The sequence below is a fragment of the Neobacillus sp. genome, from assembly GCF_031988165.1.
In the GTDB taxonomy this organism is placed as follows: Bacteria; Bacillota; Bacilli; order Bacillales; family Cytobacillaceae; genus Neobacillus; species Neobacillus rhizosphaerae.
Genome location: NZ_DALZYO010000034.1, coordinates 1 through 11,751, shown reverse-complemented (window position 1 = coordinate 11,751; position 11,751 = coordinate 1). Strand labels below are relative to the sequence as shown.

General features: G+C 39.5%; 15 protein-coding genes. 8 read left to right on the top strand and 7 right to left on the bottom strand.

Annotated elements, in window-relative coordinates; genetic code table 11:
• Positions 1–4 precede the first annotated feature (4 nt).
• From truA to rpsI, 3 genes are all read left to right on the top strand, one after another.
• The gene (truA, locus tag RTR43_RS18625) at positions 5–745 is read left to right on the top strand and encodes a tRNA pseudouridine(38-40) synthase TruA (RefSeq protein ID WP_312473781.1); all 741 of its coding nucleotides are present in this window, start codon (positions 5–7) and stop codon (positions 743–745) included.
• A gap of 379 nt (positions 746–1,124) precedes the next feature.
• On the top strand, positions 1,125–1,562 hold the full coding sequence (gene rplM / locus RTR43_RS18620; protein WP_248736870.1) for a 50S ribosomal protein L13: 438 nt from the start codon (positions 1,125–1,127) through the stop codon (positions 1,560–1,562).
• A gap of 22 nt (positions 1,563–1,584) precedes the next feature.
• Entirely contained in the window at positions 1,585–1,977 is a 393-nt protein-coding gene (gene rpsI / locus RTR43_RS18615) for a 30S ribosomal protein S9 (RefSeq protein ID WP_098533175.1), read from the top strand.
• A gap of 183 nt (positions 1,978–2,160) precedes the next feature.
• On the opposite strand, the gene RTR43_RS18610 is transcribed toward rpsI, so the two are convergent.
• The 5 genes from RTR43_RS18610 to RTR43_RS18590 form a co-directional block, all read right to left on the bottom strand.
• Positions 2,161–2,802: a response regulator gene (locus RTR43_RS18610; protein WP_312473773.1), complete on the bottom strand. Its 642-nt coding sequence runs from the start codon at positions 2,800–2,802 to the stop codon at positions 2,161–2,163.
• Positions 2,803–2,814: 12 nt separating this feature from the next.
• The gene (locus RTR43_RS18605; RefSeq protein ID WP_312473771.1) at positions 2,815–3,933 is read right to left on the bottom strand and encodes a GAF domain-containing sensor histidine kinase; all 1,119 of its coding nucleotides are present in this window, start codon (positions 3,931–3,933) and stop codon (positions 2,815–2,817) included.
• Between the two features lie 152 nt (positions 3,934–4,085).
• Positions 4,086–4,436: a VOC family protein gene (locus RTR43_RS18600; protein ID WP_312473768.1), complete on the bottom strand. Its 351-nt coding sequence runs from the start codon at positions 4,434–4,436 to the stop codon at positions 4,086–4,088.
• Positions 4,437–4,450: 14 nt separating this feature from the next.
• Positions 4,451–5,479: an S-adenosylmethionine:tRNA ribosyltransferase-isomerase gene (locus RTR43_RS18595; protein ID WP_312473765.1), complete on the bottom strand. Its 1,029-nt coding sequence runs from the start codon at positions 5,477–5,479 to the stop codon at positions 4,451–4,453.
• A gap of 2 nt (positions 5,480–5,481) precedes the next feature.
• Positions 5,482–6,195, bottom strand: a complete 714-nt coding sequence (locus tag RTR43_RS18590) for an SDR family NAD(P)-dependent oxidoreductase (protein ID WP_312473762.1) — start codon at positions 6,193–6,195, stop codon at positions 5,482–5,484.
• A gap of 223 nt (positions 6,196–6,418) precedes the next feature.
• On the opposite strand from RTR43_RS18590, the gene RTR43_RS18585 reads away from it, so the two are divergent.
• The 3 genes from RTR43_RS18585 (at position 6,419) to RTR43_RS18575 (ending at position 8,874) form a co-directional block, all read left to right on the top strand.
• Positions 6,419–6,862 (top strand): YbaK family protein, encoded by a 444-nt coding sequence (locus tag RTR43_RS18585; protein WP_312473759.1) that lies wholly within the window; start codon positions 6,419–6,421, stop codon positions 6,860–6,862.
• An 85-nt stretch (positions 6,863–6,947) separates the two neighbouring features.
• Positions 6,948–7,670, top strand: a complete 723-nt coding sequence (cwlD, locus tag RTR43_RS18580) for an N-acetylmuramoyl-L-alanine amidase CwlD (RefSeq protein ID WP_312473756.1) — start codon at positions 6,948–6,950, stop codon at positions 7,668–7,670.
• Between the two features lie 148 nt (positions 7,671–7,818).
• Positions 7,819–8,874 carry an Mrp/NBP35 family ATP-binding protein gene (locus RTR43_RS18575; protein ID WP_312473754.1) on the top strand — a complete coding sequence of 352 codons (1,056 nt, stop codon included), beginning with the start codon at positions 7,819–7,821 and terminating at the stop codon, positions 8,872–8,874.
• Positions 8,875–8,927: 53 nt separating this feature from the next.
• On the opposite strand, the gene gerD is transcribed toward RTR43_RS18575, so the two are convergent.
• Positions 8,928–9,539 carry a spore germination lipoprotein GerD gene (gerD, locus tag RTR43_RS18570; protein ID WP_312473751.1) on the bottom strand — a complete coding sequence of 204 codons (612 nt, stop codon included), beginning with the start codon at positions 9,537–9,539 and terminating at the stop codon, positions 8,928–8,930.
• A 147-nt stretch (positions 9,540–9,686) separates the two neighbouring features.
• On the opposite strand from gerD, the gene RTR43_RS18565 reads away from it, so the two are divergent.
• Positions 9,687–10,367: a KinB-signaling pathway activation protein gene (locus tag RTR43_RS18565; protein WP_312473748.1), complete on the top strand. Its 681-nt coding sequence runs from the start codon at positions 9,687–9,689 to the stop codon at positions 10,365–10,367.
• 29 nt (positions 10,368–10,396) lie between these two features.
• Here RTR43_RS18565 and pdaB read toward each other — a convergent pair whose 3' ends face one another.
• Entirely contained in the window at positions 10,397–11,149 is a 753-nt protein-coding gene (gene pdaB, locus RTR43_RS18560; protein ID WP_312473744.1) for a polysaccharide deacetylase family sporulation protein PdaB, read from the bottom strand.
• A 140-nt stretch (positions 11,150–11,289) separates the two neighbouring features.
• On the opposite strand from pdaB, the gene RTR43_RS18555 reads away from it, so the two are divergent.
• Complete coding sequence (locus RTR43_RS18555; protein ID WP_248736857.1) at positions 11,290–11,520, top strand: hypothetical protein; 231 nt, start codon at positions 11,290–11,292, stop codon at positions 11,518–11,520.
• Positions 11,521–11,751 lie beyond the last annotated feature (231 nt).

Genomic DNA, 11,751 nt, shown 5'->3' with positions numbered 1-11,751 from the left:
AACCATGCAAAGGTACAGATGCATCATATCCTATGATGGCTCGGGATTTTCCGGTTATCAGGTCCAACCGAATAAGCGAACCATACAATTAGAACTAGAAACTGCGCTAGCAAAAATGCATAAGGACGCTACGATTAAAGTAATCGGCTCTGGAAGGACGGATGCAGGTGTCCATGCAAAAGGACAGGTAATCCACTTTGATTCGTCGTTACTTATTCCGGAAAATAGGTGGGAAGTTGCCTTGAATTCGCTGCTGCCAGAAGATATTTCTGTCCTTGAGGTAAAAAAGGTCAGCGAGTCCTTTCACGCTCGCTTTGATGCTGTAGGGAAGGAATATCGCTATGTGCTTCAATTATCATCAAAGAGGGATCCATTTAAGCGGAAATTTGCTTATCAGTATCCTTTTAGATTAAATGTAGAGGCAATGCGAGCGGCAAGTAAATATTTTCTCGGGACCCATGATTTTACAAGTTTTTGCTCGGCAAAAACGGAGGTTGAGGATAAGGTCCGCACGATTGAGACGATTGATTTTTTCATGGAAGGTAACTTACTTACTTTTCGTTTTGTTGGAAATGGTTTTTTGTATAATATGGTTCGTATTCTAGTAGGAACGTTGTTAGAGGTCGGATCAGGGCAACGTTCGCCTTCAGAAATGGAGGATATCTTAGCTAATAGAGACCGCCGTCTTGCAGGGAAAACTGCTCCAGCTCAAGGATTATACCTCTGGGAAGTGTTTTATAATTAGGCTCTCTTAAACAAATTTCTTTAACATAAACTTAATTGGTTCATAAAGCCCGAAAGAGGAAAAAATGCTCCTCACGGTCAATAAGAAAGCTTTTTCAATTGATGTAGTTAATAATTAGTGATTATTTCTTAAAACAACCCGACCTGGTGTAACATTCCCTTGACATATGGACTTGAAGAATTTATTATATTATATGTGTGTGTTTTTAATCCCACGATAAAGCCCCGGAAAGTCTTCATCGTGATTGAAAATATATGAATAGAAAACTTAAGCGCACAAGGGCATTTAACGTTCATTCCCGGAACAGAATCGAATCGCTGATTGCTTAATAATAGTGCGAAAAAATAATCTTTAATGGATTTAATTAGGAGGGAAACTCATGCGTACAACGTTTATGGCAAATGCCAACAATATCGAGCGTAAATGGTACGTGATTGATGCTGAGGGCAAAACTCTTGGTCGTCTTGCTTCTGAAGTAGCATCAATCTTACGTGGTAAAAACAAACCTACTTTTACACCACATGTTGATACTGGTGATAATGTAATCATTCTTAACGCTTCTAAAGTAGAACTAACTGGTAAGAAATTAACTGACAAGATTTACTACCGTCACACTATGCACCCAGGTGGTTTAAAAACAAGAACTGCTTTGGAAATGCGTACTAACTATGCTGAGAAAATGATCGAGCTTGCTGTTAAAGGCATGCTTCCAAAGAATTCTCTTGGCCGTCAAATGTTCAAAAAATTACACGTATATGCTGGCAGCGAACATCCGCACCAAGCACAAAAACCTGAAGTTTACGAACTTCGCGGTTAATTAAGAGGGAGGGACAAAAACTATGGCACAAGTTCAATATATCGGTACTGGTCGTCGTAAGAGCTCTGTCGCACGCGTGCGCTTAGTTCCAGGCACAGGTAAAATTGTAGTTAATGGTCGTGAAATCGAAGATTATATCCCATTTGAAGCTTTACGTGTTGTTGTAAGACAACCATTAGTAGCTACTGAAACTGTTGGCAGCTATGATGTTCTTGTAAACGTAAGCGGTGGTGGATACACTGGTCAAGCTGGCGCAATTCGCCACGGTATTGCTCGCGCATTACTTCAAGCTGATCCAGAATTCCGTCCAACATTAAAACGCGCAGGATTATTAACTCGTGATGCACGTATGAAAGAACGTAAAAAATACGGTCTTAAAGGCGCTCGTCGTGCACCTCAGTTCTCAAAACGTTAATTTTTGGCGTTTCAAAGGCTCTCAACCATTTGGTTGGGGGTCTTTTTTTGCTTTTGGACTTTTATATAAATGTAGAATCCAAGTGATTAATCACTTGGATTCATTTTTTTTGGCGTCTGAAAGATAAACGATCCTTAATAAATAAAAATATTCTTCTCTAACCGAACAGCCATAATAATCTGTTTAGTCTCCTAATTGATTCCTCACCGCATAAAGTGCAGCCTGTGTCCGGTCTGCCAGTTCAAGCTTTGCCAAAAGGTTTGATACATGAGTTTTAACGGTTTTTTCGGTGATAAATAAAGAGGAGGCGATTTCTTTATTACTTTTTCCCTTGGCAATTTCTTTTAAAACATCCAACTCTCTTTTGGTTAATTCCTCGATTAAATTTTTTTTCACTTTGCTTTTATTGGATAAATTGGCCAGTAAATGCGAGGTAGCTCTCGGATGAAGTTGGTTTTCTCCGCTCATGATTTTTTTTATCGATGTGACAAGTACATCAGGCTGGATGTCTTTTAGCTGGAATCCGGAAGCACCTGCTTCAAGGGCGGGGATAACATGATCTTGTTCTGAGAAGCTGGTCAACATCATAATTTTAATTTCAGGTTGTTCACTTTTAATAATCCTTGTTGCCTGGATTCCATCCATTTCAGGCATAACCAAATCCATTAGAATAATATCCGGCTTTAGCAATTTTGCCAGTTCAATGGCTTCCTTCCCATTTGCAGCTTCCCCGATAATATCAAGACCCTTTTGGGTGCGAAGAAAAAAGACTAGGCCTCTTCTGACGACATGATGGTCGTCTGCTATTAATACGCGTATATTCACCGAATTCTCCCCCTAGAACGGAATATAGATCTTTAGTTCTGTCCCGCTTCCCGGTTTGCTATTTAATTGAAAGGTACCATTTAACGCTTCTGTCCGAGTTTTCATATTTTTTAATCCCAATGAGGGGATTTCTAGATTATCTTCATAATGGAAGCCACAGCCCATATCCTTGATTGTCATCACTACCTCATCGCTAGCAGCATGAAACAATAAAATCACCTCTACGGTCTGGGAATGCTTTTTACAATTGGCTAGAGCTTCTTGTCCGATGCGCCACAAAGCTTCCTCCACCTTTCCCGGAATGCTGGCCACTCCTGTCACATTTGTTTCAATGGACAGGCCAAGCATATCAGCATAACTTCTTAAGGCACTTACCATTCCATTTTCCAGTCCATGCGGTTTCAACTGCCAAATTAATGCTCGCATTTCCCCAAGAGCTTCCTGAGCTAAATCCTGAATATAGCTAAACGTTTGTTTTACTTCATTATTTTGTGTCATTTCCACTCCTGCCCGTGCTGTAAGGCTGAGGGAAAATAAAAGCTGATTAACGGAATCGTGAAGATCCCTCGCAAGCCGGTTCCGCTCAGCTACAAGCGCTGTCTCTTGTTCCAGCTGAGTCAATTTGATTCGTTTTAATGCTGTTCCTATTTGAAAGGCAACCGTTTCAAGTAAAGCCAGTTCATTTTTCTGGAAATGTGTTTTGTTTGGCGAACCAACATTTAATACTCCGAACCGTTCCTCTCCAGCTCGGAGCGGGACGGTCGCATGATGGGTCAAGCCGCAAGTTTCCCCAGCCTTGTCTTCAAGAGCATCTTCAATCCGTTTGCATTCCATAATATTAGATGCTTTATTCAGTTTTCGATTGTTGTATTTATTCACGCACCAGCACTCACCCTGGCACATCCTCCGATTATCGTCATTTGCCAAAGCAGGCGGCAGGGCTTCATGGGCTGCAAGCTGATGGACACCATTTTCTTCGATTAAAAAAATCCAACCTGTTTGTAGTCCAGTTACATGGAGAAGTCTTTTCAAAACTCCAGACAGCACGTCCTTTGTGTCTGTCCCTTCATTTAAAAGCTCCGCAATTTCCTTTAAAATGCCGATTTCGTCATATCTAGCCGCTTCAGACATTCCATTTCTCCCTCCACCGTCCCGTATCTACTGCCATTATAGCTTATTTTCAGTTTTCAGATGCTAAATTTAGGTTGTAAATATGTCTTAGATTAGATGTTAAAAAGCTGTCTCTCTTAAAAATAGAGCAGACAGCTTTGTTTTTTTTAGTTTCACGAAACAGGTCTAACCTGCAAAAACTCGATAATTTCTTGATCGGGTCCTTCAAAAAATACGGTCTCCCAGCCATTCTGAAGCTTGTAAGGACCTTCTATTTTTCTAATGTCATCAAACCGGTTCATCACTTCATGGAGGTCGCTTACCTCAAAACAAAGATGAGTTGTTTTATCGTTCTCCCCTTGACCGGAGATTAGCTCAAGCCTAAAATCGTTCGAAGCGAGAAACACAATCTCTTCACCCATGAAGAAAAATCGGCTTTCTGTCTGAAAACCCAAGTACTTTTTGTAGAAAGCGATCGACTCCTCTAAATTATTTACTTCTATGGCATAATGATGAAACCGCATATGAGTGCCTCCAATCATATAATTAAATTCATATCCCCAAATTCATGCCATAAATAGCAGGCTTCGATTGCTTGATCATATGCTTGAAGTAAATGGTGTTCGGAAATAAAGGCCGACAGCATATCGAGGTGGCTAGCCTTCGGTTCATGAAAACCGGTAATGATTCCATCTGCTATTTTTAAAGGATATTGTTGATCGATATATAGATTCGTCACTCCTGAAAGTGCCCCGTTTCTGGCTGCGCTCTCAAGAGCCCTGACCACCGTTGTACCAACCGCAATTACCCTATTGCCGGATGCTTTTGTTTGGAGAATCTTTTCCATTGTACGGTCAGAGATTTGATACTCCTCTTCATTCTCTTCGGGTGACTGATCCCATTGATCATCAAGCAAATAGCTTAATCCTGTATGCAGTTGGATAAAATCAACCTGGATGTCTTGGTGTTTCAACTTAAATAGCAGCTCCCAGCTAAAGGCTCTACCAGCCGATGGCATCTCCACTGAACCAGGATGGCTGGCAAAAACGGTTTGATAGTAATCCAAGTCCCATGGATGTCCTATATATTCATAGCGTATCGGTTCACCGAGAGCATAGATGATATTGAACAGATCCGATCCTTTTTTAGTAAACTGAATGATCTTTAGTGGGGAATTTTCCTTTTCGCCGATCACCGTTGCAGACAATTCAGGCGAAAATTGCAAAGTATCGCCTGTTTTAATAGGGTTTGCAACAACCAAGGCATCCCAAGTATCATCGTGACGGAGCCTTGCTAACCGGACTTCCGCTTTTGGTGCGATTCGAACATTGTTTCTTAACCATGTAGCAGATAAAACCGCAGGTATGGTTCGACTATTATTTAAAATAACCAAATCCCCAGGTTGGAGATAATTTGTCAAGTGGAAGAAGCGGTCATGCCTAATTTCACCTGTAGCTCGGTCTAGAACCATCATCCTGACATGATCTCTTCTCAAGCCTCGTTTTTCAGGAGGGTGGGAAGCATTCAGTTCATTAGGAAGATAAAAATCCAAGGCTTTTGTCGCCATCTTTAGACCCCCTCTTGCTGGGCTTCAAACCGCTGGCCATTAATTCCAGCAGACTTCTTTGATGCTAGGTATAAAAATACGTCAACAACATTCTCCGGCTTTGCTAACGGGTAATCGCAATTGGGAACGGCCAATTGATGCATTTCTGTGTCCATTTCTCCCGGATCGACCATGTTTACCCGGACATTGGTTTGGCTTAATTCATCTGCCCACGTTTGGGTGAGGCCCTCAACGGCAAATTTTGAAATTCCGTATGCCCCCCATCCTGCAAAGCCCGTATGACCGGCTTCCGATGTCACATTGATAATAGAGCCTTCATTACGCTCAAGCATCCCCGGAATCACTCTTCTCGTTACGAAAAATGGCGAAATCACATTCACCCGGAGTACCTCAGCAAATTCTTCTTCAGGGTAATCGAGAAGTAAGGGCATTGGACTTGGACCTAAGATAGATGCATTATTAATCAGGACATCAATATGGCCAAATGCTTTCTCTGTCATCGCAACGAACCGTTCAACATCTCTTGACTTGGAAATATCAGCGGTAACCGCAAGCACTTCAGCACCAAAGCTCTCTGCTTCTTCCTTAACCCTTAGCAGGCTTTCCGCCGACCTAGCGCATATCGCTAACCGGGCACCTTCCTTTGCAAATGCCAATGTTAATGCTTTACCCAAACCTTTAGACGCCCCTGTGATCATTACTACTTTGTTTTTCATATCCGTTATCTCCCTTTGATTACTTGATGTCATAAGCATACCGATTTCTGACAAATCTTCCCTCAGAAAAAAGCTTGAACTTTATCTACAACTTTTGACTGAAAAAAGGGAACTGAGCAAGCAATCTTGAGTTTTCGATAAAAAATTGGCAATTGAAAACTGCTCCCTCTTTGCATTTCTTATGAACGAGGGATAAAGAATAGTTCTAAGAGGTGAAAATGAAGTGACTGTTATTACAACCTTTAAAGAAAAACGTCGCGAAAAACAAATTAAATATGAGCGTTCCGTACTACGGGACTTATCACTAAATACATTGAAGGAAAGAGTACGCCACTACTTTGGCTCAACAAAAATTGCCTCAAGCTTTGTGATGAATACGGGGATAGAGGAAGCATGTTATGATGTTGCCTTGGAAGCCTTCTTATTAGGGGCAAAATTTAGCAAGTTTGGCTATTATGGAGAAGACCTTGAAGAGGTGCGCTTGCGCTGCTTTAAAGAAGAAAAACATCTGGTGGATACACTTTACAACTTTTTGCTCTATTGGGGGAACGGTGAAGAAGGTACTATGAGTGAATCGCTTTATTATTTGTGTGAGCAATATATTCATGTTTGGTGGAGAGAGGGCTATGAAAAAGGCCAAAGGCGTCACAAACTCCGTCTCCATTAATTCCCATCATTTCTTCCTGTTCTAAATCCTCTCCTTGTCCCATATATTTTATTGAACAGGTTCGAGCGGGAAGGAATGATTGGGGTTGTCAAAGCGCAGAATCAAAATTATCAGCTTTATTGCGGGATTACTGGTTTTATTTCTGATTTTACAACATGATTTTTCCGAGAATAATTCATGGAAGTCATGGAATCTTCCGCTATCGGGCAAAATTATTTTGCTTGATGCCGGACATGGCGGCCCTGATGGCGGAGCTGGAACCGGAAAAACGCTGGAAAAGGATATTGCCTTAGAAATTAGCCTTAAAGTCAGGGATTATCTCCAAGAGCAAGGGGCCCTTGTTATAATGACGCGGGAAACAGATAAAGATCTTGCCGATCCTGATACAAGGGGCTATAGCAGAAGAAAAGTTGAGGACCTGAAAAAGAGATTAAAAATGATTAATAGCTCGGATAATGATTTATTTGTCAGTATTCATTTAAATGCGATTCCGTCAGCAAGATGGAGCGGCGCACAAACCTTTTATGCTCCACATCATAAGGAAAATGCCCGAGCCGCGAAATTTATTCAGGAAGAGCTGCGCAAGAATTTGGAGAATACAATGCGAAAAGCGAAGCCAATAAATAATGTTTTTATATTAAAGCATGCTAAAAAGCCAGGAATATTGGTAGAGGTTGGCTTCCTTTCTAATCCTACAGAAAAGGAATTGTTAAAAACAGAGCCCTACCAGAAAAAAGTAGCCGCATCGATAAATAATGGAATTATGCGTTATTTTACAAATGAGAAGGAATTAAAAGAAACAGATTAGGAAGGTGGGACTCCCGTCTTCCATTTTTGCGTTCATGAAGGTTTAATATATATGGATAGGAATAACAGTGTGATTGATTTAACTGTTTCTTTGCTTGTTTATGATATACTGAGGTATGGAAACGAATTCAATAGGTGAGGTGTTTTTTATGTTAACAGAAGTGAGAGTCCGTGAAGTTGTTGGCAGCCTTAAAGAACCATTTTTACATAAAACATTAGCTGAATTAAATGCAATCGAGGAAGTTAAGATTAAAGAGGAAAAGAATCATGTCAGCGTAAAGATAGGAATCGCAAGAACGGGAACGAGCGAACAATTACAGCTGCAAACGCAAATTGTTAACCTATTAAAAGAAGAAGGAGCGGCCACAGTGGGCATCCGTTTCAGCGAGCTGCCTGAAGAAATTTTAGCTGCCCACCGACATGCTGAGCCAGAAAATAAAGATAAAAACCTGCTCAATTCCGATAATACAACCTTCATTGCGATTGCGAGCGGAAAAGGTGGAGTTGGAAAATCAACGGTATCTGTTAACCTTGCCGTTGCCCTTGCACGCCTTGGAAAAAAAGTCGGTCTCATTGATGCCGATATCTATGGTTTCAGTGTTCCAGATATGATGGGAATTACGAAACGGCCAGTTGTTCGCGGAGAAAAGATAATCCCTGTGGAACGATTTGGTGTTCAAGTTATTTCGATGGGCTTCTTTGTTGAAGATAATGCCCCGATTATTTGGCGCGGACCAATGCTTGGTAAAATGTTAAACAGCTTCTTCAATGAAGTAGAGTGGGGAGAAATTGATTATTTACTATTAGATTTACCGCCAGGAACCGGGGATGTTGCTTTAGATGTTCACACCATGCTACCTGCATGTAAGGAAATTATCGTCACCACTCCACATCCAACGGCAGCGTTTGTTGCGGCCCGTGCTGGTGCAATGGCAATTCGTACAGATCATGAGGTGCTTGGTGTTATTGAAAATATGGCTTATTTTGAAAGTAAAATAACAGGCGAGAAAGAATATGTATTTGGCCAAGGCGGCGGAGATAAATTGGCTGAAGAATTAAATTCAGAGGTACTTGGCCGCCTGCCGCTTAGCCAGCCAGACTGGAACGACGATGATTTTGCTCCATCTGTGTACCAAGAAGATCATCAAATTGGAAAAATATATTTAGAAATAGCTGAAAAAATGGTAGGCTTGCTAAAAAAATAACTCAAAAACCTCTTCCATACCCTTGGAAGAGGTTTAATTTTAGTTAACGTGACCTATGAACCGCTGCTACTTTGATCGCTGGAACTTTTTCCTTGGTTGCTTTTACTGCTTTCCTTCGTTTTCATATCCTCCGCTGCCTTTAAAAGCAGCTCTTGAATCTTAACCTTAAATAGCGGGCTATCAACCGTTTCTGTAATAACCTTCTGAAGATGCTCGCGGTAATCTTTGCTTTTTAGTGCATCTGCCAGCTCTTTTTGAATTTCAGGTTCTTTAAAAACCTCAACCATCATTCCTCTATATTCTGGGTCATTCATTAGTTCCTTTAATAATTTTTCGTTTTCAGCTCTCATATTTTTAGCTACGTTTTGAGCAAATTTTGGGTCATTAAAGGTTTTTTTCCAAAATTCAGTGGCTTTATCTGAAGTTAAAGTTTGTTGTATGGTATCGGAGACAACCTTTTGGTCCATAACCAGCTTTTCCTTCATTTTATCATCGGACATTACATCTTGAATTGCTTTTTTTCCATCATCTGTTTTTAGGATATCAACAACCATTTTCTTGGTCTGATCGTAATCTATTTGCCCTCCGCTGCTTGTATCACTGGATGAACAGCTCGTTAAAAACACCATGATGGGCAGGAGGAGCAAAATTCTTTTTACTTTCATTTTCAAGCTCCTTTCACATAAGAATCCTTAATTTTATAATGAAGAAAATCCGCCTAGATTATTCGTAAGTAACGCAAATTATGGATTTTTCAAATATTGCTTGGTACAATCAGTATGGAATTTATTTTTTTTATGGGGGTTTATAGTGTGACAAGCCGTAATTGGGTAAGACTGTTTATGACCACATTATTAGTTGGCGGGGTCACGGCGGCTATTGTGGGATTTATAGTGCGCTGGAATAAATTTCAGTCCTATTTTACTGAATTTAAAGTAATGGATATTTTATCTGCGATCATTTTTCTAATTTTTATGGGGTTTCTCATTAGTATTATCAGTCAAATGGGCTTTTTTTCTTATTTAACAATTCATCGGTTCGGTTTAGGGATTTTTAAATCTGCTTCCCTTTGGAATGCTATCCAAGTCATCCTCGTTTTATTTGGATTATTTGATCTAGTTTATTTACGATATGTAAACTTCGCCAAGCCGGGAGATTCTATTCTGCTTTATTTTGTTCCCGCACTTCTTCTTATTATTGTTGGTTTGATTGTTGCTTGGGTGAAAAGTAAACAAACAAATCGAGAGGCGTTTATTCCCGCTTTTTTCTTTATGATCGTTGTAACGTTAGTGGAATGGGTTCCAGTTCTTAGGACAAATTCACAAAATTGGTTTTATTTGATGATGTTTGCCTTAATGGCCTGTAATGCTTACCAATTATTAATCCTTCATAAACTAAATATGAAATCTGAACAGGAAAGACAACAGCGTAAAACTCAAACAGCTAGCAAAGTTAAAAATAATAAGAAAATGAACAAAAAACCGACCATTTAATCAAATGGTCGGTTTTTTGTTGCCTATTTCTATTTAATTTCCTTGGAATGGGCTTCACCGTTTGCAATCATTTCAGAAACTGATACGAGTTTTAGCCCTTTTTGACGAATATTCTCCAAAATCAGCGGGAGTGCTTTAGCCGTTTGTTTGGCTGAATCTGAGGCATGGAGAAGAATAATATCCCCTTTTTGAGCCTTTTTTACATTTTCAACGATTTTATTAATTCCAGGATTTTTCCAATCCTTTGAATCGATACGCCAATGGACAACCGTATACCCATATCTGTGAGCGATATTTAAGGTGCGCTTATCGAAATGCCCAGTTGGTGCACGTAGAAGCTTTATATCCTTAACATTTAACTTTTTAAAGACCTCCTGTGCTTTTGATATATCCTTACTAATTTTTCCATCCTCTATATCCATGTAGTCTACATAGTCGTACCCAAGCATACCAATTTCATATCCCTCTTTCACAATTCGACTGACGATGTCAGGATGTTGTTCAGCCCATGACCCTCCTAAGAAGAAGGTGGCGGACTTAACATTCTCTTTTTTTAGTGTATCTAAAATCGGTTCTGCCTTCACATCCCCCCAGCCAATATTAAAGGTAAGCGCAAGATCCTTTTCACCGCGATAAACTGCTTTTGGACCATCTTTGGTTGAAAAGACGGGTATTTGTGCAAGGTTCTCCATATAGAGAAACCAAGCGGTAAAAAAAGCGGCGATTAAAATAAGAGTTACGTTTTTTAAAGCCTTTCCGTTTAATACAAAAAAGAAATTCATCTGGGTTTCACCTCGTCCAATACCATCCTTGTCTCATACCTATGCTTGTATTTTTAGAAATATGAAGAAAAAATTTTATTATAAAATTTCAATAATTGGAAAAGACTACTATAACTAGATATTTCAATGGAGGTTATTCAATGTTTGGACTTCTAATTAATGAAAAAGAAGTAAAAGAAATGGAATACCTTATTAAAAGAGAAATGGATGAAATATTATTTGATTTAAAGGATGAACGGATTGATCATATTATAAAAAGAGCAATGGAGGAGAGATATAAAGTTCTGTTTACATTATTTAGAAGGGTTGCTTCTCCTAGTGAATGTTTAAAATATATGAGAAGAGGCAGGAAGGACAGAAAAAAAGGATAAATAAACGGCAGAATCCTCGTTCAGATCTTTTTTTTGAAATTCGATTGACATATATTTATTTTCTTGCTATATTAATAAACGTCGCTGCTGACATTAAAAACACTTGTTAAAAAAGTTGTTGACATGATAAACAGCAGATGATATATTAATAAAGTCGCTTTTGGGCGACAGAGAAGATTGATCTTTGAAAACTAAACAAACAAAAACGTCAACAAACAAAAAAATTATTAG